This window comes from Streptomyces fulvorobeus (assembly GCF_013167895.1).
Lineage (GTDB): Bacteria > Actinomycetota > Actinomycetes > Streptomycetales > Streptomycetaceae > Streptomyces > Streptomyces fulvorobeus.
This window is the reverse complement of the sequence record NZ_BLWC01000001.1, coordinates 1,540,725-1,563,053: the sequence shown is the minus strand read 5'-3', so window position 1 is coordinate 1,563,053 and position 22,329 is coordinate 1,540,725. Positions and strand designations below refer to the sequence as shown.

At 72.5% G+C, this 22,329-nt stretch carries 20 protein-coding genes and 2 pseudogenes; 9 read left to right on the top strand and 13 right to left on the bottom strand.

The features are described from left to right. Positions 1-118: 118 nt before the first annotated feature. From Sfulv_RS07000 to Sfulv_RS06985, 4 genes are all read right to left on the bottom strand, one after another. Positions 119-742, bottom strand: coding sequence for a GntR family transcriptional regulator (locus tag Sfulv_RS07000; RefSeq protein WP_173312830.1), 624 nt, complete (start codon positions 740-742; stop codon positions 119-121). A gap of 147 nt (positions 743-889) precedes the next feature. Continuing rightward, positions 890-2,761 (bottom strand): 2-oxoglutarate dehydrogenase, E2 component, dihydrolipoamide succinyltransferase, encoded by a 1,872-nt coding sequence (gene sucB / locus Sfulv_RS06995; RefSeq protein WP_173312828.1) that lies wholly within the window; start codon positions 2,759-2,761, stop codon positions 890-892. Between the two features lie 60 nt (positions 2,762-2,821). Beyond that, on the bottom strand, positions 2,822-4,210 hold the full coding sequence (gene lpdA / locus Sfulv_RS06990; RefSeq protein ID WP_173312826.1) for a dihydrolipoyl dehydrogenase: 1,389 nt from the start codon (positions 4,208-4,210) through the stop codon (positions 2,822-2,824). A 315-nt stretch (positions 4,211-4,525) separates the two neighbouring features. Beyond that, a complete protein-coding gene (locus Sfulv_RS06985; RefSeq protein WP_173312824.1) occupies positions 4,526-6,079 on the bottom strand; it encodes a leucyl aminopeptidase in 1,554 nt (517 codons plus the stop codon). Between the two features lie 207 nt (positions 6,080-6,286). On the opposite strand from Sfulv_RS06985, the gene Sfulv_RS06980 reads away from it, so the two are divergent. Continuing rightward, positions 6,287-7,144: an endo alpha-1,4 polygalactosaminidase gene (locus Sfulv_RS06980; RefSeq protein WP_371874641.1), complete on the top strand. Its 858-nt coding sequence runs from the start codon at positions 6,287-6,289 to the stop codon at positions 7,142-7,144. Between the two features lie 12 nt (positions 7,145-7,156). On the opposite strand, the gene Sfulv_RS06975 is transcribed toward Sfulv_RS06980, so the two are convergent. Further along, entirely contained in the window at positions 7,157-7,933 is a 777-nt protein-coding gene (locus Sfulv_RS06975; protein ID WP_173312820.1) for an adenosylcobinamide-GDP ribazoletransferase, read from the bottom strand. A gap of 87 nt (positions 7,934-8,020) precedes the next feature. Here Sfulv_RS06975 and Sfulv_RS06970 point away from each other — a divergent pair. Further along, positions 8,021-8,422 (top strand): annotated as a pseudogene (locus Sfulv_RS06970) (hypothetical protein); the annotation flags it as partial. Between the two features lie 116 nt (positions 8,423-8,538). On the opposite strand, the gene cobT reads toward Sfulv_RS06970, so the two are convergent. Then, a complete protein-coding gene (cobT, locus tag Sfulv_RS06965; RefSeq protein WP_173312818.1) occupies positions 8,539-9,654 on the bottom strand; it encodes a nicotinate-nucleotide--dimethylbenzimidazole phosphoribosyltransferase in 1,116 nt (371 codons plus the stop codon). Between the two features lie 143 nt (positions 9,655-9,797). Beyond that, entirely contained in the window at positions 9,798-11,000 is a 1,203-nt protein-coding gene (locus tag Sfulv_RS06960) for a bifunctional adenosylcobinamide kinase/adenosylcobinamide-phosphate guanylyltransferase (protein WP_173312816.1), read from the bottom strand. Between the two features lie 86 nt (positions 11,001-11,086). Here Sfulv_RS06960 and Sfulv_RS06955 point away from each other — a divergent pair, with 86 nt between their 5' ends. Then, positions 11,087-11,296 (top strand): hypothetical protein, encoded by a 210-nt coding sequence (locus tag Sfulv_RS06955; protein ID WP_173312814.1) that lies wholly within the window; start codon positions 11,087-11,089, stop codon positions 11,294-11,296. A gap of 167 nt (positions 11,297-11,463) precedes the next feature. On the opposite strand, the gene Sfulv_RS06950 is transcribed toward Sfulv_RS06955, so the two are convergent. The 3 genes from Sfulv_RS06950 to Sfulv_RS06940 form a co-directional block, all read right to left on the bottom strand. Next, complete coding sequence (locus Sfulv_RS06950; RefSeq protein WP_173312812.1) at positions 11,464-12,543, bottom strand: S1C family serine protease; 1,080 nt, start codon at positions 12,541-12,543, stop codon at positions 11,464-11,466. 102 nt (positions 12,544-12,645) lie between these two features. Continuing rightward, the gene (locus tag Sfulv_RS06945; protein WP_173312810.1) at positions 12,646-13,398 is read right to left on the bottom strand and encodes a class I SAM-dependent methyltransferase; all 753 of its coding nucleotides are present in this window, start codon (positions 13,396-13,398) and stop codon (positions 12,646-12,648) included. Between the two features lie 38 nt (positions 13,399-13,436). Beyond that, on the bottom strand, positions 13,437-14,036 hold the full coding sequence (locus Sfulv_RS06940; RefSeq protein ID WP_173312808.1) for a DUF3043 domain-containing protein: 600 nt from the start codon (positions 14,034-14,036) through the stop codon (positions 13,437-13,439). Positions 14,037-14,332: 296 nt separating this feature from the next. Here Sfulv_RS06940 and Sfulv_RS06935 point away from each other — a divergent pair, with 296 nt between their 5' ends. The 4 genes from Sfulv_RS06935 (at position 14,333) to Sfulv_RS06920 (ending at position 17,500) form a co-directional block, all read left to right on the top strand. Next, positions 14,333-15,115 (top strand): PspA/IM30 family protein, encoded by a 783-nt coding sequence (locus Sfulv_RS06935; protein ID WP_173312806.1) that lies wholly within the window; start codon positions 14,333-14,335, stop codon positions 15,113-15,115. A gap of 10 nt (positions 15,116-15,125) precedes the next feature. Beyond that, entirely contained in the window at positions 15,126-15,404 is a 279-nt protein-coding gene (gene pspAA, locus Sfulv_RS06930; protein WP_173312804.1) for a PspA-associated protein PspAA, read from the top strand. Between the two features lie 126 nt (positions 15,405-15,530). Further along, the gene (locus Sfulv_RS06925) at positions 15,531-16,814 is read left to right on the top strand and encodes a sensor histidine kinase (RefSeq protein WP_173312802.1); all 1,284 of its coding nucleotides are present in this window, start codon (positions 15,531-15,533) and stop codon (positions 16,812-16,814) included. After that, complete coding sequence (locus Sfulv_RS06920) at positions 16,811-17,500, top strand: response regulator (RefSeq protein WP_173312800.1); 690 nt, start codon at positions 16,811-16,813, stop codon at positions 17,498-17,500. The genes Sfulv_RS06925 and Sfulv_RS06920 overlap by 4 nt, the downstream gene beginning before the upstream one ends. Positions 17,501-17,586: 86 nt before the next feature. On the opposite strand, the gene nadA is transcribed toward Sfulv_RS06920, so the two are convergent. Then, positions 17,587-18,783, bottom strand: a complete 1,197-nt coding sequence (gene nadA, locus Sfulv_RS06915; RefSeq protein ID WP_173312798.1) for a quinolinate synthase NadA — start codon at positions 18,781-18,783, stop codon at positions 17,587-17,589. 234 nt (positions 18,784-19,017) lie between these two features. Here nadA and Sfulv_RS06910 point away from each other — a divergent pair, with 234 nt between their 5' ends. After that, the gene (locus tag Sfulv_RS06910; RefSeq protein WP_173312796.1) at positions 19,018-19,374 is read left to right on the top strand and encodes a HesB/IscA family protein; all 357 of its coding nucleotides are present in this window, start codon (positions 19,018-19,020) and stop codon (positions 19,372-19,374) included. Positions 19,375-19,453: 79 nt separating this feature from the next. Here the strand turns inward: Sfulv_RS06910 and Sfulv_RS06905 are convergent. Further along, positions 19,454-20,880: pseudogene (locus Sfulv_RS06905) on the bottom strand (hypothetical protein). Between the two features lie 115 nt (positions 20,881-20,995). Then, entirely contained in the window at positions 20,996-21,193 is a 198-nt protein-coding gene (locus tag Sfulv_RS06900; RefSeq protein ID WP_173312794.1) for a hypothetical protein, read from the bottom strand. A gap of 159 nt (positions 21,194-21,352) precedes the next feature. Here Sfulv_RS06900 and Sfulv_RS06895 point away from each other — a divergent pair, with 159 nt between their 5' ends. Continuing rightward, entirely contained in the window at positions 21,353-22,327 is a 975-nt protein-coding gene (locus tag Sfulv_RS06895) for a carbohydrate kinase family protein (RefSeq protein WP_173312792.1), read from the top strand. The last annotated feature ends 2 nt before the right edge of the window (positions 22,328-22,329 follow it).

The following is a 22,329-nucleotide window of genomic DNA, read 5'->3' as shown; positions in this document are numbered from 1 at the left end:
TATGAAGAAAGTGGCATTCGGTGCCTCGTGAGAGGGCACGGAGTGACGCGGCAAAAGGGCGTAAACAGGGCGCTTGCCGGAACAGTCGAGCGCCGGGTGTGACAGCTGGGCGGTCAGGTCACGCGCGAGGCGCGCAGCCCAGCACATGTGCCTTGACCAGGGCGCCGATCTGCGGGTCCTTCCGCAGGAACGCCTCGATCAGCGCCTCGTGCTCCTCCGCGTACGACTTCTGGACCGTGCCCAGCCACCGGATCGACAGGGCCGTGAACACCTCGATGCCCAGCCCCTCCCAGGTGTGCAGCAGGACGGCGTTCCCGGCCGCCTTCACCATCTGCCGGTGGAACGCCACGGTGTGCCGCACCTGGGCCTCGCCGTCGGCCAGCCGGTCCGCCTCGTACAGGGCCGCCACGTGGGGTGCCAGCGCCGAGCAGTCGTCGCCGAGGCGGGGGGCCGCGAGTTCCGCCGCGATCTGCTCCAGGCCCGCTCGAACCGGGTAGCTCTCCTCCAGGTCGGCCGCGGTCAGATTCCGCACCCGTACGCCCTTGTTGGGCGCGGACTCGATCAGCCGGAGGGTCTCCAGCTCGCGCAGGGCCTCCCGTACGGGGGTCTGGCTGACCTCCAGCTCGGTGGCGATCCGGCGTTCCACGATCCGCTCACCCGGCTTCCAGCGCCCGCTGACGATCCCGTCCACGATGTGCTCGCGGATCTGTTCGCGCAGCGAGTGGACGACGGGCGGGGTCATGAGGGGCTCCTTCTGAGCAATCCGGCGCTGCGTGCACCAGCACGGCAGCCCGGGCGGCCGCTGGCCTTCTAGACAATACGGCGGCGCCCCCGCCCGGAGGACTTCCGGACGGGGCGCCGCTGGTGAGGCTGGTTACAGGGGCGTCGCTCAGAGACCGAGCTCGACCTCGAACTCACCGGCCTCCAGGATCGCCTTGACCGTCGTCAGATAGCGGGCGGCATCCGCGCCGTCCACCAGACGGTGGTCGTAGGAGAGCGAGAGGTACGTCATGTCGCGCACCGCGATCGTCTCGCCGAGGTCCGGGTGGTCGATGACCACCGGACGGCGGACCGTGGCACCGATACCCAGGATGGCCGCCTGGTTCGGCGGCACGATGACGGTGTCGAACAGCGCGCCGCGCGAGCCGGTGTTGCTGATCGTGAAGGTGGCACCGGACATGTCGTCCGGGGTCAGGCCGCCACCACGGGCCTTGCCGGCCAGCTCGGCGGTCTTCTTCGCGATACCGGCGATGTTCAGGTCGCCGGCGCCCTTGATGACCGGGGTCATCAGACCCTTCTCGGCGTCCACGGCGATGCCGATGTTCTCCGAGTCGAAGTACGTGATGGTGCCTTCGTCGCCGTTGATCCGGGCGTTGACGACCGGGTGGGCCTTCAGCGCCTGGGCCGCCGCCTTCACGAAGAACGGCATCGGGGACAGCTTGACGCCCTCACGGGCGGCGAAGGACTCCTTCGCCTGGTTGCGCAGCTTCATCAGCCTGGTGATGTCGACCTCGAGCACCGAGGTCAGCTGGGCCTGCGAGTGCAGCGCCTTCATCATGTTCTCGCCGATGACCTTGCGCATGCGGGTCATCTTGACGGTCTGGCCCCGCAGCGGGGACGCCTCCACCTTCGGCGCCTTGGCTGCGGTGCCCCCGCTCGCCGCGGCGGCCGGAGCCGGAGCGGCGGCGGCCTTGGCGGCCTCCGCGGCGTCGATGACGTCCTGCTTGCGGATACGGCCACCGACGCCGGTGCCCTTGACCGCGCCCAGGTCGACACCGTTCTCGGTGGCGAGCTTGCGGACCAGCGGCGTGACGTACGCGCCGTCGTCACCGGAGGGCGCGGCCTGGGCGGCCGGTGCCGGGGTGACGGGTGCCGGAGCGGCTGCGGCCGGAGCCGGAGCGGCGGGCGCGGCCGGGGCGGGCGCCGGTGCGGCGGCCTTCGCCGGTGCTGCCGGTGCCGGGGCCGGTGCGGCCGCGGGAGCCGGTGCTGCCGGGGCCGGAGCTGCGGCCGGTTCCGGGGCGGCCGGGGCCTGGGCGGCCGGTTCCGGGGCCGCGGCCGGGGCGGCGGGGGCCTCGGCAGCCGCCGGAGCGGAACCCGCGGCACCGATGACGGCGAGCTTCGCGCCGACCTCGGCGGTCTCGTCCTCGCCGACGACGATCTCCAGCAGCACACCGGAGACCGGGGCCGGGATCTCGGTGTCGACCTTGTCCGTGGAGACCTCCAGCAGAGGCTCGTCCTCGGTGACCTCCTCGCCGACCTGCTTCAGCCAGCGGGTGATGGTGCCCTCGGTGACGCTCTCACCGAGCGCCGGGAGGGTGACGTCGGTGCCGGAGGCGGACGAGGCACCGGTGGCGGCCTCGGCCGTCGGAGCCTCGGCCGGGGCCTCGGTCTCGGTGGACGGCGCGGTCGGCGCCTCGGTCGCGGCCGGAGCCGGTGCCGCGGCGGGCTCGGCGGCCGGAGCGGCCTCGGGGGCGGACTCGGCTGCCGGAGCGGCCTCGGCTGCCGGGGCCTCGGGGGCGCCCGAGCCGTCGTCGATGACGGCCAGCTCGGCGCCGACCTCGACGGTCTCGTCCTCGGCGACCTTGATGGAGGCCAGGATGCCGGCGGCGGGCGACGGGATCTCGGTGTCGACCTTGTCGGTCGAGACCTCGAGCAACGGCTCGTCGGCCTCGACGCGCTCGCCCTCGGCCTTCAGCCAACGGGTGACAGTGCCCTCGGTGACGCTCTCGCCGAGCGCCGGAAGGGTTACGGAAACCGACATGGTTTCAGTTGCTCCTAACGAATGTGCGGAAGTGGTCGGTCGGTCGCGCCGTTCGACTGGTCAGTCGTGGGAGTGGAGGGGCTTGCCGGCCAGGGCCATGTGCGCCTCGCCCAGTGCCTCGTTCTGTGTCGGGTGGGCGTGGATGAGCTGCGCGACCTCGGCGGGCAGCGCCTCCCAGTTGTAGATCAGCTGTGCTTCGCCGACCTGCTCGCCCATACGGTCACCGACCATGTGGACGCCGACCACGGCACCGTCCTTGACCTGGACGAGCTTGATCTCGCCCGCGGTCTTCAGGATCTTGCTCCTGCCGTTGCCCGCGAGGTTGTACTTGAGGGCGACGACCTTGTCCGCACCGTAGATCTCCTTGGCCTTGGCCTCGGTGATGCCGACGGAGGCGACCTCGGGGTGGCAGTACGTCACCTTCGGCACACCGTCGTAGTCGATCGGCACGGTCTTGAGACCGGCCAGCCGCTCCGCCACCAGGATGCCCTCGGCGAAGCCGACGTGGGCGAGCTGGAGGGTCGGGACCAGGTCGCCCACGGCCGACACGGTCGGCACGTTGGTCCGCATGTACTCGTCGACCAGGACGTAACCGCGGTCCATCGCGACGCCGGCCTCCTCGTAACCGAGGCCCTGCGAGACCGGACCGCGGCCGATGGCGACCAGAAGCAGCTCGGCCTCGAAGGTCTTGCCGTCGGCGAGCGTCACGCGGACGCCGTCCTCGGTGTACTCGGCCTTGTCGAAGAACGTGCCGAGGTTGAACTTGATGCCGCGCTTGCGGAACGCCCGCTCAAGGATCTTCGAGCTGTTCTCGTCCTCCACGGGGACCAGGTGCTTCAGCCCCTCGATGATGGTGACGTCGGTGCCGAAGGACTTCCACGCCGAGGCGAACTCGACGCCGATCACGCCGCCGCCCAGGATGATCGCGGACTTCGGTACGCGGTCCAGCGTCAGCGCGTGGTCCGAGGAGATGACGCGGTTGCCGTCGATCTCCAGGCCCGGCAGCGACTTCGGCACGGAACCGGTCGCCAGCAGGACGTGCCGCCCGGTGACACGTTCGCCGTTCACGTCGACGGAGGTGGGGGAGGAGAGCCGCCCCTCACCCTCGATGTAGTGCACCTTGCGCGAGGCGATGAGTCCCTGCAGACCCTTGTACAGGCCCGAGATCACCTCGTCTTTGTACTTGTGGACGGCCTCGATGTCGATGCCCTCGAAGGTGGCCTTCACGCCGAACTGACCAGCCTCGCGGGCCTGGTCGGCGATCTCGCCGGCGTGCAGCAGCGCCTTCGTGGGGATGCAGCCGTTGTGCAGGCAGGTGCCGCCGACCTTGCCCTTCTCGATCAGGGCGACGTCCAGACCCAGCTGCGCTCCGCGCAGGGCGGCGGCGTACCCGCCGCTGCCACCGCCGAGGATCACTAGGTCGAAAACGGTGCTGGCGTCGTTCGCCACGTCACGTCCTCCATGCATGTGCGCCGTATGCCGGGCCCCGTCGCTGGGGTGTGACCGGCCGGTCGGCTGGTGTTCGGCCGTTTTTGTCATTCGGCCCTGTGGTGGGGGCCCTGTCCTGCCGAGAACCCATCTTCGCACTTGTTGACGGTGAGCGGGACGCGGGGCCCGGGTCGGAGGCGGATGATCACTCGCCTCCGGGGGTTACTGCTGCGTACGGAGAGTGCTGGAGGGCGCTTCGGCCGGCCTTCCGGCACTCCTGCGTCAACGCGTACGGCCCCGGGCCCATGCCCGGGGCCGACGTCACGCGGGAGTGGTTCAGCCGAGGTCGCCGGCGGCGGTGCGCTCCGCGAGGGCGACCAGGGTGCGGACCGCGGAACCGGTGCCGCCCTTGGGCGTGTAGCCGTAGGGGGCGCCCTCGTGGTAGGCCGGGCCCGCGATGTCCAGGTGGGCCCAGGCGATGCCCTCGCCCACGAACTCCTTGAGGAAGAGGCCGGCCACCAGGCCGCCGCCCATCCGCTCGCCCATGTTGGCGATGTCGGCGGTCGGGGACTCCATGCCCTTGCGCAGGTCGGCGGGGAGCGGCATCGGCCAGGAAGCCTCGCCGACCTCCTCGGCGATCTCGTGGATGGAGGTACGGAAGGCGTCGTCGTTGGCCATGATGCCGAAGGTGCGGTTGCCCAGGGCGAGCACCATGGCGCCGGTGAGCGTGGCGACGTCGACGATCGCGTCCGGCTTCTCCTCGGAGGCGCGGGTCAGCGCGTCGGCGAGGACGAGCCGGCCCTCGGCGTCCGTGTTGAGGACCTCGACGGTCTTGCCGCTGTACATGCGCAGCACGTCGCCCGGGCGGGTGGCGGTGCCCGACGGCATGTTCTCGGCGAGCGCGAGCCAGCCGGTGACGTTGACCCGCAGGCCGAGACGGGCGGCGGCGACGACGGCCGCGAACACGGCGGCGGCGCCGCTCATGTCGCACTTCATCGTCTCGTTGTGGCCGGCCGGCTTGAGCGAGATGCCGCCCGAGTCGTAGGTGATGCCCTTGCCCACGAGGGCCAGGGTCTTCTCCGCCTTGGGGTGCGTGTAGGCGAGCCGCACCAGGCGGGGGCCGTGGGACGAGCCCTGGCCGACGCCCAGCAGACCGCCGAAGCCGCCCTTGACGAGCGCCTTCTCGTCGAGGATCTGCACCTTGATGCCGTGCTCCTTGCCCGCGGCGGCGGCCACGGCGGCGAAGGACTCGGGGTACAGGTCGTTCGGCGGGGTGTTGACCAGGTCGCGGGCGCGGTTGATCTCCTCGACGAGCGCGGTGGCGCGCTCGGCTGCGGCCTTGAACGCCTTGTCACGCGGCTTGGTGCCGAGCAGGGCCACCTCGGCGAGCGGCAGCTTGGGGCCGTTGTCCTTGGCGCCCTTGGGCGCGAGCGAGTTCTCGCCGCGCTGGTAGGCGGTGAAGGCGTAGGCGCCGAGCAGCGCGCCCTCGGCGACGGCACCGGCGTCCTCGACGGACGCGAGGGGCAGCGCGAAGCCGGCCTTCTCCGCCCCGGCCAGGGCGCGGGCGGCACAGCCCGCGGCGCGGCGGAGCTTCTCGGCGTCGTACGCGTCGTCCCCGTCCGGGACCGCGCCGAGCCCGACCGCGATGACGACCGGGACCTTGAGACCGGAGGGTGCGGGGAGCTTGGTCACCTCGCCCTCGGCACCGGAGGCGCCCAGGGTCTCCAGGACGGTGGCGAGCTTTCCGTCGAACGCCTTGTCCACGGCCTCGGCGCCCGGCGCGAGGACCAGGTCCCCAGACTTGGATCCAGCGCCCTTGGCGACGCCGACGACGAGTGCGTCGGCGCGCAGCGTCGCCGCACCGGCAGTGCTGAGAGTGAGAGCAGTCACGGTGGTGAAATCTCGCTTCCGTTGAGTTCTGTTGTCGGTCGAGAGGTGGGCCGACCGTGCCCGGCGCATCGTAGACGCCGCCGCAATGTGCCGGGAATGAGCCTACGCGCGCCTTTCCTGTTGCCTCACAGCGGCGGCCCGTCGTGCGGGGACCGGCCACGCCAGTAGGGTCACTGCGGGGTACGGGGCGAGCGAGGGGACAACGTCATGCGGCCGGGTCGTCGGATGCGCGGCAGAGGGCCGTGGGCGTCGCTGTCCGCGGCCGTACCGATTCTGTTGGTCGTGGTCACCGCCTGCACCCCGGGACCCCCGGCCCAGCCCCGTACACCGGCCTCCGCCCCCGCCTCCGGTTCCCTCTGGCGCCCCGGGCCGGGCATCGACTGGCAGTGGCAGCTCTCCGGCCGGCTGGACACCTCGGTGGACGCGCCCGTCTACGACATCGACGGCTTTGAGAACGGCGCCGCACAGGTGGCGGAGCTGCACCGCGAGGACCGCAAGGTCATCTGCTACCTCTCCACCGGTGCCTGGGAGGAGTTCCGCCCGGACGCCGGGAAGTTCCCCGCCTCCGTGCTGGGCGAGGGGAACGGCTGGGAGGGCGAGCGCTGGCTCGACATCCGCCGCACCGACGTCCTGGAGCCGCTGATGGACGCGCGGATCGCGATGTGCGCGAAGAAGGGCTTCGACGCGGTGGAGCCGGACAACATGGACGCCTACCTGAACCCGTCCGGCTTCCCGCTCACAGCGGACGACCAGCTGCGCTACAACCGGCTGATCGCCCGTCTCGCCCATGAGCACGGCCTCGCCGTGGGTCTCAAGAACGACCTGGACCAGATCCCGGAGCTGGAGCCGGACTTCGACTTCGCGGTCAACGAGCAGTGCGCCCAGTACGGGGAGTGCGAAGCCCTCACCCCGTTCGTCGAGGCGGGCAAGGCCGTCTTCCACGCGGAGTACGAGCTGGAACCGGCCGGGTACTGCGCACAGACACGGCGGCTGGGGCTCAGTTCCCTGCGCAAGGAGTACGCGCTCGGCGCCTGGCGCGCGACCTGTCCTGCCGGCGACCGGTAAGGGCAAGGGCCCCTAGAGGGCCAGCGCCACCAGCGCGGCCGTGGCCGCCGTCTCCGCCAGCGCCCCGAACACGTCCCCCGTCACCCCGCCGAAGCGCCGCACGCAGTGCCGCAGCAGCAGGTGGGCGGCGCCCAGCGCCAGCACCGCGGCCAGGGCGTGGTGCGCGGCCCCGTACCCGCCGAGCAGGGCGCCCGCGCCCGCGCAGGCCGCCACGGTCAGGACGGTCACGGCGGCCGCGCCGCCGAGGGGGACCGTGCCCGCCACCGCCGCCCCAAGGCCCTCCAACCTGGCGGGCGGCACACCCCGGCGGGACGCCAGGGTGAGGGCCAGCCGGGCGGCGACGCCGGCCACGACCGTGCCCGCCGCGCCGTGCGCCCAGCCCTGCCCGTACAGCTGGAAGAGGGCGGCGACCTGGGCCAGCAGGACGAACAGCAGGGTGATGACACCGAACGGCCCGATGTCCGACCGCTTCATGATCCGCAGTGCCTCCGCCGCGGGCTTCGCCGTGCCGAGGCCGTCCGCGGTGTCCGCCAGCCCGTCCAGGTGCAGCCCGCGGGTGAGCGCGGCGGGGACGGCGGCCGAAGCGACCGCCGCGAGCAGCGGGCCCGAGCCCGCCAGCAGGAACAGGGAGCCCGGTACGGCCGCCAGGAGGCCCACGAGGAGGCCCGCGAGCGGGGCGCACAGCATCCCGGCACGGGCGGTCTCGCGGTCCCAGCGCGTGACGCGGACGGGGAGCGCGGTCAGGGTGCCGAAGGCGAAACGTATGCCGTGGCTGTTCAGGGAGGTCACGGCGCGCAGGCTAGCGGGTGCACGGCACCGCTGGATTGGATCAATCACCTCAAACGTGCTGAAAGTGACGCGACGGGAGTGGGTGGCATGGGTCACTGGTGGCACCAGGACATCGTGGAGCCCGGCGAACTGCCGATGCTGCTCGCCCTGAGCGCCTTCGTGCTGACGTTCGCGGTCACCCGCCGGTCACGCGGCTGATCCGGGCGGGCAAAGGCCCCTTCCGCGACGTCACGCCGGGCGGCGTGCACATCTATCACGTGGTGCCGGGTGTGGTGCTCACCGGGATCGGCGGCTTCGGCGCGGTGGCCAGCGCCCGGCAAGGCGCCGGCGCCGCGATCTGCGCGGTCTCTTCGCGTGGGCGCCGGTCTGGTGCTCGACGACTTCGCGCTGATCCTGCACCTGGACGACGTGTACTGTCCGCCCCGCTCCCGGCGAGAGGGCCGGCGGAGCGTGGAGGCCGTCGTCCTGACCGCCTCCCTCGTGGGGCTGTTCCGCCCACCACGACGTGCGGTGGGCGGGGCCGCGCCGCAGGTTCCAGGACCTGATCGGCGGCGCCCCCGACCGGGTGCCGCTCCCCGGCCCCAGGCCCTGACCGCCGGACGCGGTCAGGCGGTCGCGGGGTCCGCGGCCGCGGCGGCGGTCGCGGCGTCAGCGGACCCCGCCTCCTCGGACTTCCCGGCGTCCGGCGCGCGCTCCGGCAGTTCCGCCGCCAGGGCCGCCGCCGCCTGCACCAGGGGCAGCGCGAGGATCGCCCCGCAGCCCCCGCCCACGGTCACCCCGTGGTCGAGCAGCGGCGTGAGCGCCATCCGGTCCAGCGCCTTGGCCTGCGCCGGCTCGCCGCTCGCCTGCCCGGCCAGCCACCAGTCCGGCGCCCGGAACGCGGCCCGCTGCGCCACCAGGGCACAGGCCGCCCCGACCACACCGTCCAGGACCACCGGCATCCGGCGGACCGCGCTCTGCAGCAGGAAGCCCGTCATCGCCGCCAGGTCGGCGCCGCCGACCGCCGCCAGCAGCTCGAGCTGGTCACCCAGCACCGGCCGCGCCCGGCGCAGCGCGTCGCGGATCGCGGCGCACTTGCGCATCCACGCCAGGTCGTCGATCCCCGCGCCGCCGCGGCCGGTGACCACCGAGGCGTCCGTGCCGCACAGGGCCGCGATCAGGGTGGCGGCCGCCGTGGTCCCGCCGACGCTCAGATCACCGAGCACCACCAGATCCGTACCGGAGTCGGCCTCCTCGTCGGCGATCGCCATGCCGAGCCGTACGGCCCGCTCGGCCTCATCGGCCGTCATCGCGTCCTCGATGTCGATGCGCCCGCTGCCCCGCCGCACCCGGTGGCGTACGACGGAGTCGGGCAGCAGCTCCGGATCGCAGTCCAGACCCGCGTCGACGATCCGTACGGGAACGGCGAAGCGCCGGGCCAGTACGGCGATGGGGCCGGTACCGTCCAGGGTCTCCCGCACGAGCTCGTACGCGGTGCCCGCGGCACGGCCGGAGACATCCAGCGCCGCCACCCCGTGATCCGCGGCGAAGACCACGACCCGCGGCTGGTCGACCGGCCTGACCGGTACGGCCTGCTGGGCGGCGGAGAGCCATTCCCCCAGCTCGTCGAGGCGCCCGAGCGCCCCGGGCGGTACGGTCAGCCGCTCCCGTCGTTCCTCGGCATCGCGCCGTACGCCGCCGTCGGGGCGTTCGATCAGGTCGGAGAAGTCGTCCAGATTCACGGGGGTCTGCCTCGCGGGGTCGGTACGTGATGGCCCGGAACCCGGCGGCGGGCTCCCGGACGGAACAGTACCCGGCAGCGTTCTGACGCCTCATCGACAGCGTGCCGCCCGACCGCCCCGAAGGCCGCCGGTGGCGGGCGCGTTCACCCCCGCAGCACCAGCGCCTGCCCCGCCACCACCATCAGCACGTGTTCGCACTCCGCGGCGAACGCGGCGTTCAGCCGGCCCAGCTCGTCCCGGAAGCGCCGTCCGGAAGCCGTCGCGGGGACCACCCCGGAGCCCACCTCGTTCGTCACCGCCACCACGGTCCGCCGGGTTCCACGCACCGCGCGCACCAGCTCCGCCACCCGCGCCCGCAACGCCTCCTCACCGCTCCCGGCCCACGTCGCGTCGTCCCAGGCACCCACCCGGTCCATCGCGTCGGTCAGCCACAGCGACAGGCAGTCGATCAGCAGCGGGGGGCCGTCGGCCGCCAGCAGCTCCGCCAGTTCGCAGGTCTCCTCCGTACGCCACGCCGCGGGCCTGCGCTCCCGGTGCACCCCGACCCGGGCCGCCCACTCGGCGTCCCCGTTCCGGCGCCCGCCGGTCGCCACGTAGACCACCTCGGGGAACGTCTCCAGCCGCCGCTCGGCCTCCAGCGACTTCCCCGACCGGGCGCCGCCGGTCACCAGCGTGCGCCGCGGTACGTCGGGCACGGCGTGGTACCCGCCCACCACCAGCGTCGTGCCGTCCGGCACGGTCCGCGCCCCGGCCGCCGCGAGCCGCCGGTCCAGGGCGTCACCTGGCGGCTCGTCGTGGCCCAGGTGGACGGCGATCACCTCGGTCGCCGGCCCGACCGCCTCGGCCGCGCGCAGCCGGGCCACCGCGTCGGGGCGCCCGGTCACATCGCAGACCACCATGTCGTACGGCTGCGCCGCCCGGTCGGCGAGGCCGCTGGGGGCGGCCCCCGGCGGCAGGTACAGCAGCCGCTCGCCCTCCGGGGAGGTCACCTCGTACCCCGTCCCCGGCGCGTCCATCGGCACCGCCCGCACCCGGTGGCCGCTGATCAGCGTCAGCACCTGGCCGTCCGGCACCCGGCCGGCCGGCGGCAGCCCCGCGGGCAGTTCGAGGGCGGGCCCGTCGTGGGGATGGGTCAGCAGCACCTGCCGTACCGCGGAGAGCGAGTGCCCCGCGCGGGCGGCGGCGAAGACGGCTCCCGGGGTGAGGTCGAGCAGCAGCGCGTCATCGACCAGGAGGGCGGTCGCGGCGCGCGCCCGCTCGCCGCGGGCACAGGCGCACACGGCGCAGGGACATTCGGGGCGCGGCAGCCCGTCGGGGGCTCCGGTGCCGAGCAGAGTCAGTTCCACGTGCTGATCCTCCCGCGTCCGGGCACCCCGTGCGCGCCCGGGCGAGGCACTAGGCTCTGGGCAGCAACGTGACCCAGGAGGCGGACATGGCGTGGACGTGGCGGTTCGAGAAGTCCGACGGTACGGAGACGGAGCCGGCGCTGACGCCGGACGAGTTCACGACCCAGGGCGATGCGGAGTCCTGGATCGGTGAGTTCTGGAAGGAGCTCCTGGAAGGCGGGGCGGAACAGGTCACGCTCTTCGAGGACGCGACGAAGATCTACGGCCCGATGCGCCTCTCGGCCGACCAGGGCTGACGCGTCGTACCCAGCCCGTTAGCCGGACAGGCCCGGTGCACGAGCCTGTCCGGCGCACGGGGACGGGGACGGTGAACGGTTGACCGAACACGGCCGGCGGGGGACGGCGAGGGACGGCGGACGGTCGGCGGGGCCAGGGCGAAGGGCAGGACCGCAGACGTCAGGGACTAGATCTCGCCCAGCGTGACCTCGGCCGTGCGCCGCGCGTCACTGCGCAGGTAGGTCACCGTGACCTTCTCGCCGGGCTCGTCGTCCGCCAGCGCCTCCGACAGTGAGGTGATCGTCGTGACCTCGGCGTCGCCGATCTCCGTGATGATGTCTCCCACCCGCAGCCCCGCCCGGTCGGCGGCGCCGCCGTCGGCCACGCTGACCAGAGCCACCCCCGCCGGCCGGTAGGAGTCGTCGACGACCGTCCGGCCCGTGATGTTCAGGGCCGCCCGGCCGGAGTCGGTAACCCTGCCGTCCTTGATGATCTGGTCGGCGACCGTCCGCACCATCGAGACGGGAATCGCGAATCCGATGCCCGGCGCGGCGCTGTCGCCCATCTGCGGGTCCGTCGCCGCCAGGGTCGGGATGCCGACCACCTCGCTGTCGAGGTTCACGAGCGCGCCGCCGCTGTTGCCCGGGTTGATCGCCGCGGAGGTCTGCACCATGTTGGCGATGGTCGCCCCGGTGCCGCCGCCCGCCCGGCTCTCGGTGACGGTCCGGCCCAGGGCGGAGACGATGCCCTGGGTGACGCTGCTCGACAGGCCGAGCGGAGAGCCCATCGCCAGCACGATCTGCCCCACCGCGACCTTCTCGGATTCGCCGAACTTCGCGGGCCTGAGCCCGTCCGGCGCCTGGTCGAGCCTGAGGACGGCGAGGTCCTGCTCCGGATAGGCGGCGACCAGCGAGGCACCGATCACCTTCTCGCCGGTGGCGACGGTGACCTTGAAGGTCTTCTCCTCGCCGACCACGTGGGCGTTGGTGACGATGTGGCCCTTCCCGTCGTAGACGATGCCCGAACCCAGGCCCTCGGAGGCGTCGATCTGCACGACGGACGGCAGGACGTTCCTGATGGCGTCCTGGTAGTCGCTCTGGAGCTCGTTGGCGGCCCGCGCGGGGCCCTGGCGCGCGGAGTCCGGCCGCCCGGCCTCGGGCGCCGCCGAGCCGGAGCCCGGAGCGGAGCAGCCGCCCACCAGGGCGGCGGCGCAGAGGCCGGCGGTCAGGGGCAGCAGCAGTCGGCTGCGGGAGAGGGATGCGCGCATGACCGGAGTATCACCGGCGGTCGCCCGCGTCGGCCTGTGCTGATACGCCGGCCGGGGGTACGGCGCCGACCGGGGGCCGCCGCCCGCGAGCCGCCCGGGGGCTCAGCCGCGTACGCCGCACAGGTGCAGCAGCGCCGCCACCCGCCGGTAGGGATCGGTCCGCCCCGCCCGGTCCTCGGCGTCCATCAGCCGCGACAGCTCCGGCGGGGCGGGCAGCCCGGCCTCCTCGTCCACGTTGTCGCAGAACACCCGCACCCCGTACCAGGCGTGCAGCGGCGCGGCGATCCCGGCGAGCGTCGCGGTCAGGGCGTCGAGCCGGTCGGCCCGCACGGTGACGCCGAGCCGGTTGGTGTACGTGTCCGTGTCGAACGCGGCCAGCGCCCCTTCGAAGTCCCCGGCGGTCCCGGGCCGCATCGCCAGCGCGTCCGCGTTGCGCACGAGCAGCGACAGGAGCCCGCCGGAAGCCAGCATCCGCGCCAGGCCCGCCAGCATCGGATCGGGTTCCGGGACATACATCAGCACCCCGTGGCACAGCACCAGGTCGAAGCTGCCCGGCAGGAAGTGCACGCCGGTCTCGTGGCCGTCGCCCTCGATCAGCCTGACGCGCTCCCGGATGCCCTCGGGCTCACCCGCGAGCGCCTCCCTGGCCGCCGCCAGCATCGTGCAGTCGGACTCCAGGCCGGTCACCGAGTGACCGGCCCGGGCCAGGCGCAGGGCCTGGGTGCCCTGGCCCATGCCGACATCGAGCACCCGGAGCCGCTGCCCCACCGGGAAGCGCGCGGCTATCTGCTCGTCGAGCTGCCGGGCGACGAGCTCCTGGCGGACCGCGTTACGCAGTCCGCCCAGGCCGCTCATCCACGCCGGAGCGGCCCCCGCGAAGCCGGAGTCGGCGCTCAGGGCCGCTCTCCGCGCTTGACCTGCGGCTTGGGAAGCCGCAGCCGGCGCATCTGGAGCGTACGCATCAGGCCGTACGCGACGGCACCGCGCTTCGGGGCGTCGGGGAACCGCTCCCGCAGCTGCTTCTTGAGCCGGAACGCCAGACCGATCGAGTCGACCACGATCAGCACGATCACACCGAGCCAGAGCAGCAGGGAGATGTTCTGGATGTTCTGGATCTGGATCACGCTGAGGATCAGGATGATCACCGCGAGCGGCAGGAAGTACTCGGCGATGCAGAAGCGCGAGTCCACGAAGTCGCGGACGAAGCGCCTGACCGGCCCCTTGTCACGCGGCGGAAGGTAGCGCTCGTCGCCCGTCGCGAGCGCCTCGCGCTGCTTGGCCAGATCGGCGCGCCTGGCTTCGCGCTGGCGCTTCATGGCCTCCTTGCGGTCGGTCGGCGTGCTGGAGGCACGACGGCGCTGCGTCTGGGCCTCGCTGCGCTTGGGGGTGGGGCGACCCTTTGGTGACTGGGGGTCGCGGGGCTGCTTGGAGAGGTCCGCCATCACCTTGCCGGTGGGGGCCTTCTCGTCCTTGGAGGAACGGCTACGGAACACAGAACCCAAGGGTACGGGGTGGATCGGGGCGTGAGAGGACCGGGCGGGAACGATCCGGCAACGGCCCGCGTCCTTAAACGCGTCCCGACAGGGGCAGAACGGACGACGCCGTGGGTTTCCCTGACCTTCACCTACTCCCTGCGCGGGAGCGGGGACCACCGGCACTCGTCCTTGGGGAGGAGCACATCGGTGCTTCGACGGTGCGGTAATAGAGACAGGGCCCGTACTGTGGGTTCTGTTGGAGTGCCGGAGCTCAGTCCGTCAGAAGGGGGCGCGCGAAGCCCATGAGCGGTGTCATGAAGCGTATGGGAATGATCTTCCGCGCGAAGGCCAACAAGGCCCTTGACCGGGCCGAGGACCCGCGCGAGACCCTCGACTACTCGTACCAGAAGCAGCTGGAGCTGCTCCAGAAGGTGCGACGCGGTGTCGCCGACGTGGCGACGTCGCGCAAGCGGCTGGAACTGCAGCTGAACCAGTTGCAGGGGCAGTCGTCCAAGCTGGAGGACCAGGGCCGCAAGGCGCTCGCGCTCGGCCGTGAGGATCTGGCCCGCGAGGCGCTGTCGCGCCGCGCCGCCCTCCAGCAGCAGGTGACGGACCTGGAGACGCAGCACCAGACGTTGCAGGGCGAGGAGGAGAAGCTCACCCTCGCGGCCCAGCGGCTCCAGGCCAAGGTCGATGCCTTCCGTACCAAGAAGGAGACCATCAAGGCCACGTACACGGCGGCCCAGGCGCAGACCCGGATCGGCGAGGCGTTCTCGGGCATCTCCGAGGAGATGGGCGACGTCGGCCTGGCGATCCAGCGGGCCGAGGACAAGACCCAGCAGCTCCAGGCGCGGGCCGGTGCCATCGACGAACTGCTCGCCTCAGGCGCCCTGGACGACGCGTCCGGGACGGCGAAGGACGACATCGCCGCCGAGCTGGACCGGATCTCCGGTGGTACGGATGTGGAGCTGGAGCTCCAGCGCATGAAGGCCGAACTGGCCGGCGGCTCCTCCGCGCAGAAGCAGGCCATCGAAGGCGGGGCGCAGGACGCCGCGCCGCAGTCGCAGCAGGGTCCGCACAGGTTCGACAAGCAGTAGGGGCAACGTCATGATCGTCCGGATCATGGGGGAGGGCCAGCTCACGCTGGCCGACAGTCATCTCACCGAGCTCAACGTGCTCGACGACGAGCTGCTCGCGGAGATGGAGAGCGGCGACGGCGCGGGTTTCCGCGCCACGCTCCACGCACTGCTGAACAAGGTGCGAGAGCTCGGTTCGCCCCTGCCTGACGACTCCCTGGAGCCGTCCGAGCTGATCCTGCCGTCCACCGAGGCGACCCTCGAAGAGGTGCGCGCCATGCTCGGCGACGACGGCCTGATCCCCGGCTGACGTGCCCCGCTCCCGCACCCGCCGCTGTGCCCCGCCCGGTCCGCCGGCCGCGGGGCACCGTGCTGGAGCGCGATCCGCGCGACTACTGGGCGGCGCGGTGTGTGACACGCCGTACCGTTGCTCGATGTGACCACCCTCGGAACCGGGTTCGCGCGTACCCACCGCTGGCTGTGCGGCCATCCCCTCGCCTTCGACGCGGGACTCGCCCTGGCCGTGCTCGTCTGCATGGTCTGCGCGTCGCTCGCCGACCCGAACCACGGTGCGGACGGGCCCTCCTTCGGCACGCGTACCCCCGAGCCGCTCAGCGTGGTCCTGATGGTCCTCTGCGCCGCCGTGCTCGTCCTGCGGCGGCGGCGTCCCATGGGGGTGCTCGCCGCCACCGGAGCCCTGTCGGCCGCCGAGTTCGTGGTGACGGACCCGCCGGCCCCCGTGGTGATGAGCGCCGTGATCGCGCTCTACACGGTGGCCTCCCACACCGACCGCCCCACCACCTGGCGGGTCGGCCTGCTGACGATGACGGTGCTGACCGCCGCGGCGATGTTCTTCGGCTCGGCCCCCTGGTACAGCCAGGAGAACCTCGGTGTCTTCGCGTGGACCGGTATGGCGGGCGCCGCGGGCGACGCCGTGCGCAGCAGGCGCGCGTTCGTCGACGCGATCCGGGAACGCGCCGAACGCGCCGAACGCACCCGCGAGGAGGAGGCACGCCGCAGGGTCGCCGAGGAGCGGCTGCGGATCGCCCGGGACCTGCACGACGTCGTCGCCCACCACATCGCCCTCGTCAACGTGCAGGCGGGCGTCGCGGCCCACGTCATGGACAAGCGCCCCGACCAGGCCAAGGAAGCGCTCGCCCACGTCCGGGACGCCAGCCGCTCCGCACTCAACGAACTCCGCGCCACCGTCGGACTGCTCCGCCAGTCCGGGGACCCGGAGGCACCCACCGAACCGGCCCCCGGGCTCGCCGTACTCGGTGAGCTGGTGCGGACCTTCCGCAACGCGGGGCTGCCCGTCGACGTGGCCTGCACCGACCCCGGCGACCCGCTGCCCGCCGCCGTGGACCTGGCGGCCTACCGGGTCATCCAGGAGGCGCTGACCAACGTGCGCAAGCACGCCGGGGCGGGCGCCAAGGCCGAGGTGAGTGTCGTACGCGTCGGAGCGACCGTCGAGATCACGGTGCTCGACAACGGCGGGGGCCGCTCGGAGGAGGGCCCGGCCGCCAGGTCGGGCGACGGCGACGGCGGCGGCCACGGGCTCATCGGCATGCGCGAACGCGTCACGGCCTTCGGCGGCACGCTGACCGCGGGCCCCCGCTACGGCGGCGGATTCCGGGTCCATGCGATCCTGCCGGTCATGACGCGCGCGGGTGAGCGGGCGACGTCCGTCACCGCGGGCGGAACGGGGGGACAGGCGTGAATCCGATCAAGGTGCTCCTCGTCGACGACCAGGCGCTCCTGCGCAGCGCGTTCCGGGTGCTGGTCGACTCCGAGCCGGACATGCGGGTCGTGGGCGAGGCCGCGGACGGCGCCGAAGCGGTGGAGCTGGCCCGCTCCACGCACGCCGACGTCGTGCTGATGGACATCCGGATGCCCGGCACCGACGGGCTCGCCGCCACCCGCATGATCAGCGCCGACCCCGCTCTGGCGGACGTCCGGATCGTCATGCTGACCACCTTCGAGGTCGACGAGTACGTGGTGCGGTCCCTGCGCGCCGGGGCGTCGGGTTTCCTCGGCAAGGGCGCCGAACCGGACGAACTGCTCAACGCCATCCGTATCGCGGCGGCAGGCGAAGCGCTGCTCTCCCCGGCCGCCACCAAGGGGCTCATCGCCACCTTCCTCGCCCAGGGCGGCAGCTGGGGCGAAGGGCCGGACGCCGCCGTCTACTCCGAGCGGCTCGCCGCGCTCACCGTGCGCGAACGCGAGGTGCTGGTCCTGGTCGCGGGCGGACTCTCCAACGACGAGATCGCCGACCGGCTCACCGTCAGCCCGCTCACCGTCAAGACCCATGTGAACAGGGCGATGGCCAAGCTCGGAGCCCGCGACCGGGCGCAGCTGGTGGTGACCGCGTACGAATCCGGTCTGGTACGCCCGAGAGCCGAGTGAGGCGGCCGGGGACGGCCCCGTGGACACAGGAGGGCCCCGGCGCCGTGGGAACGGCGCCGGGGCCCTCCTCGCGTGCTCACAGGCCCCTACGGCAGCGCCAGCATCCGCTCCAGCGCCAGCTTCGCGTACTTCTCCGTCTCGGGGTCGACCACGATCTGGTTGACGAGGTTGCCCTCCGCCAGCGATTCCAGCGTCCACACGAGGTGCGGGAGGTCGATCCGGTTCATCGTCGAGCAGAAGCAGACCGTCTTGTCGAGGAAGACGATCTCCTTGTCCTCGGCCGCGAAGCGGTTGGCCAGGCGCCGCACCAGGTTCAGCTCGGTGCCGATGGCCCACTTGGAGCCGGCCGGGGCCGCCTCCAGGGCCTTGATGATGTACTCCGTGGAGCCGACATGGTCCGCCGCGGCCACGACCTCGTGCTTGCACTCCGGGTGCACCAGCACGTTGACGCCGGGGACGCGCTCGCGCACGTCGTCGACGGACTCGACCGAGAAGCGGCCGTGCACCGAGCAGTGCCCGCGCCACAGGATCATCTTGGCGTCGCGCAGCTCCTCGGCGGTCAGGCCGCCGTTGGGCTTGTGCGGGTTGTAGAGGACGCAGTCCTCCAGGCTCAGGCCCATGTCCCGTACGGCCGTGTTGCGGCCCAGGTGCTGGTCCGGCAGGAAGAGGATCTTCTCGCCCTGCTCGAAGGCCCACTCCAGGGCCCGCGCCGCGTTGGACGAGGTGCAGATGGTGCCGCCGTGCCTGCCGGTGAACGCCTTGATGTCGGCGGAGGAGTTCATGTACGAGACGGGCACGACCTGCTCGGCGACGCCGGCCTCGGTCAGGACGTCCCAGCACTCGGCGACCTGCTCGGCGGTGGCCATGTCGGCCATCGAGCAGCCGGCCGCCAGGTCGGGCAGCACGACCTTCTGGTCGTCGCCGGTCAGGATGTCCGCGGACTCGGCCATGAAGTGCACGCCGCAGAAGACGATGTACTCGGCCTCCGGGCGCGCGGCCGCGTCCCGGGCGAGCTTGAAGGAGTCACCGGTGACATCCGCGAACTGGATGACCTCGTCGCGCTGGTAGTGGTGGCCGAGGACGAAGACCTTGTCCCCGAGCTTCTCCTTGGCGACGCGGGCGCGCTCCACCAGGTCCGGGTCGGACGCGGAAGGGAGGTCGCCGGGGCATTCGACGCCGCGCTCGCTCCTCGGGTCGGCCTCGCGGCCGAGCAGCAGCAGAGCGAGGGGCGTCGGCTGGACATCCAGGACGTCCAAGGGCTGGGCGGTGGTCACGACACGCACCCTTTCTGTGTTCTTCGGCGAGTTCCGCGGCGAACCTTTTCGTCGGTTTGACGCTATCTATCATAACCGCTTCGTGTCAGTTTGACGATGCCGATAGCGTCGATGTGACGCATCCCTTCCCGGGTGCGGTGTGCGAGCATGAAAAGGAACAGGCAAGCGCCGGCCCGGAATGAATCCGAGGCTCCGACGGTTGCAACGTCGGCAAGCAGTCCGTACAACCCGGGAGAGAAGCAGATGTCCGTATCGGACGAGACCACCACCGTGAGCGACGGCATCCTCCTGTCGGACGCCGCCGCATCCAAGGTCAAGGGCCTGCTGGAGCAGGAGGGCCGCGAGGACCTGGCGCTGCGCGTCGCCGTCCAGCCCGGGGGTTGCTCGGGCCTGCGCTACCAGCTCTTCTTCGACGAGCGTTCGCTCGACGGCGACGTCGTGAAGGACTTCGACGGCGTCAAGGTCGTGACCGACCGGATGAGCGCTCCCTACCTGGGCGGCGCCTCCATCGACTTCGTCGACACCATCGAGAAGCAGGGCTTCACGATCGACAACCCGAACGCCTCGGGTTCCTGCGCCTGCGGCGACTCCTTCAGCTGAGCCCGGAGTCCGCGACACGGCTGCGGCGGCTGCCCCCGAAACGGGGACAGCCGCCGCAGCCGTGTGTGCCGCCAGGAGCTCAGGCGCGCGGTACGGCAGCGCCCGACGCCGCGTCCACGATCCTGCGGTCACCCACCGGCTCGTCCAGCGTCACCGTCCGCTTCAGCTCCTTGGCGACCAGGACGCAGACCTTCTTGCTCTCCCGCGGCCTCTCCGTCACGGACACCCGCACCTCGCCCGCGCTCTCCTCGGCGTGCGCCGCGTAGGCGCTGCACACCCCGCCCCAGAACGTCACCGTCAGCGTCCGCCCGTCCGCGCCGTACGAGGTGACCCGCCGTTCGCCGGCCTCCGTGCCGGGCTCCTCGGGCTCCGTCAGGTGGGCCGGGTCCACGGCCACCTGCGACACCGTGCTGACCGGCCCGCCCGTGGCGGGCCGCACAGAGAACAGCCAGGACGGCACGAGCGCCTGCTTCCCGTCCACGTACTGCGTGGCGAGTCCGAACACCGCCTTGTCCACCCTCATCAGCGTGGGCTTCCCGGCGCCGCGCGGCATCGGGCAGTCCGCGGGCGGGACCGGCTGCCCGCCCTCCAGGGGTACGGGGGTGGCGCACCCGCCAACATCCGGAGTGCCGCCGCCCTTGGAGGAGGCGTTCAGCCGCTTCAGTGCCTCGGCGGCGCCGGTCACCGGATAGGTGTCGCCCTTCTCCAGGCTCTTCAGCTGCCCGCTGCCGCCGGCCACCTCACCGTCGGCGCCCACCTGGATGCCGGTCGCCCAGCCGTACGTCGGCAGCCCGCCGACCACTGGGTCCGCGTTCACCACCCGTACCGAGCCCATCACCTGGGCCGCGTCGAGGGCGGCGTCCTCCTGGCCCAGTGCCTTGAGCACGGGCGCCGCCGCGGCCTCGGCGGCCTTCTCGCCGACCGGGGCCACCTGGCCCGGCGCCCCGCCCCGGCCGTCCCGCTCGCGCAGACCGCAGGGGAGGCGCACCGGTCGGGGCCGCCCGATCCGTACCGGGCGAAGGTCCAGGAGCCGGGCGCCTGCCGGCCGACCCTCAGGATCGGACCGGAGCCGTCCTTGTCGGTGCCCACCTTCCAGACGGTGCCCTGCGCCGTGGGCGTGCCGTCCAGATCGAGCGCCCGGGCCAGCCGGGCCACCTCCGCCGCGCTCACCGTGCCCGTCGAACGGTGGACGGCGGCCGAGTCCGGGCCTTCGGGCAGCTCGCCGGATGACCGGTAGACCACTCCCTCCCCGCCGGGCGGCGGCTCGCCGGGCGCGATGCCCCGCGAGGGCGCGGAGGGGCCGCCGGCCGCGAGGCCGAGGGAGAGCGGCGGAGGGGTGCGGTCGCCGCCGGACGCCCCGCCGCCCTCACCGCCGGCTGCGGAGGCCGCCCAGTACGCGCCCCCGCCTCCGGCGATCAGCACCGCTGCCGCCACCGAGGCGACAGCGAGGGGCGAACGCCGCCGCCGTGGGCCGGACACATCGTGGTCAGGTCGCTCGGTACTCACCGGATCGCTCCTTCGACTGCACGGGCCGGTCGGTCCTACCGCCGGTCTCCCGGGTGGGGGACACCCGTGGGACGGAGCGCAGGAGCGCGCGGTTCCACGACCGCGGGCGTCCGGGTCAGTCGCCGTACTCGGACATCGCGTCGATGAGCCGGGCGGAGGCGGGCGGCACCGTGACTCCGTGGATCAGGGACGGGGCCACCGGCTGGGCGGTGGCCCTCGCGGGAACGACCCAGTGCGGCGCCATCCGCGCGCAGTCTCCGCGCAGCTCGGCCAGGTTCATCTCGGATTCGCGCGGGGCGATGTACTTCGGCATATCCGCACCGTACGCACGCCGTACCTCAGGTAGAAAGCCCTACTATCGGGTAGTTCTGCCCTTCCGGGCCGGGAGCGGTGAACGGGTAGCGTGAACTGTCACGCCGTCCCGGAGGGCGCCCCAGGCGTTTCCTCCGCCTTCCGCAGGAGCAGCATCCCCGTGCGCATCGCAGTCACAGGCTCCATCGCCACCGACCACCTCATGACCTTCCCCGGCCGTTTCGCGGACCAGCTGGTCGCCGACCAGTTGCACACGGTCTCGCTCTCCTTCCTGGTCGACAACCTCGACGTGCGCCGCGGCGGTGTCGCGGCGAACATCTCCTTCGGCATGGGTCTCCTCGGCACCCGGCCGGTCCTGGTCGGCGCCGCCGGTTCGGACTTCGGCGAGTACCGCGCCTGGCTCGACCGGCACGGCGTCGACACCAGCTCCGTCCGGATCTCCGAAGTGCTGCACACCGCCCGCTTCGTCTGCACGACGGACGCCGACCACAACCAGATCGGCTCCTTCTACACGGGCGCGATGAGCGAGGCCCGGCTGATCGAGCTGAAGAACGTCGCCGACCGCGTGGGCGGCCTCGACCTGGTCTCGATCGGCGCCGACGACCCCGAGGCGATGCTCCGCCACACCGAGGAGTGCCGCACCCGGGGCATCCCCTTCGCCGCGGACTTCTCGCAGCAGATCGCGCGGATGGACGGCGACGAGATCCGCATCCTCCTCGACGGCGCCACGTACCTCTTCTCCAACGAGTACGAGAAGGGGCTCATCGAGTCCAAGACCGGCTGGACCGACGGGGAGATCCTGGCCAAGGTCGGCCACCGGGTCACCACCCTCGGCGCCCGCGGGGTCAGGATCGAGCGCGTGGGCGAGGCGACGATCGAGGTCGGCTGCCCCGACGAGGAGAGGAAGGCCGACCCCACCGGCGTCGGCGACGCCTTCCGCGCCGGGTTCCTCTCCGGGCTGGCCTGGGGCGTCGGCCTGGAGCGCGCCGCGCAGGTCGGCTGCATGCTCGCCACCCTGGTCATCGAGACGGTCGGCACCCAGGAGTACACCCTGCGCCGCGCCCACTTCATGGACCGCTTCACCAAGGCGTACGGCCACGAGGCCGCCGCCGAGGTCCAGGCGCACCTCCCCTAGCG

Bases quoted from the DNA above. Each gene is read 5' to 3' on its own strand.
- Sfulv_RS07000 (WP_173312830.1), bottom strand. From the start codon at position 742: ATGACCCCGCCCGTCGTCCACTCGCTGCGCGAACAGATCCGCGAGCAC.
- sucB (WP_173312828.1), bottom strand. From the start codon at position 2,761: ATGTCGGTTTCCGTAACCCTTCCGGCGCTCGGCGAGAGCGTCACCGAG.
- Sfulv_RS06980 (WP_371874641.1), top strand. From the start codon at position 6,287: ATGCGGCCGGGTCGTCGGATGCGCGGCAGAGGGCCGTGGGCGTCGCTG.
- Sfulv_RS06955 (WP_173312814.1), top strand. From the start codon at position 11,087: ATGGCGTGGACGTGGCGGTTCGAGAAGTCCGACGGTACGGAGACGGAG.
- Sfulv_RS06950 (WP_173312812.1), bottom strand. From the start codon at position 12,543: ATGCGCGCATCCCTCTCCCGCAGCCGACTGCTGCTGCCCCTGACCGCC.
- Sfulv_RS06945 (WP_173312810.1), bottom strand. From the start codon at position 13,398: ATGAGCGGCCTGGGCGGACTGCGTAACGCGGTCCGCCAGGAGCTCGTC.
- Sfulv_RS06935 (WP_173312806.1), top strand. From the start codon at position 14,333: ATGAAGCGTATGGGAATGATCTTCCGCGCGAAGGCCAACAAGGCCCTT.
- pspAA (WP_173312804.1), top strand. From the start codon at position 15,126: ATGATCGTCCGGATCATGGGGGAGGGCCAGCTCACGCTGGCCGACAGT.
- Sfulv_RS06910 (WP_173312796.1), top strand. From the start codon at position 19,018: ATGTCCGTATCGGACGAGACCACCACCGTGAGCGACGGCATCCTCCTG.
- Sfulv_RS06900 (WP_173312794.1), bottom strand. From the start codon at position 21,193: ATGCCGAAGTACATCGCCCCGCGCGAATCCGAGATGAACCTGGCCGAG.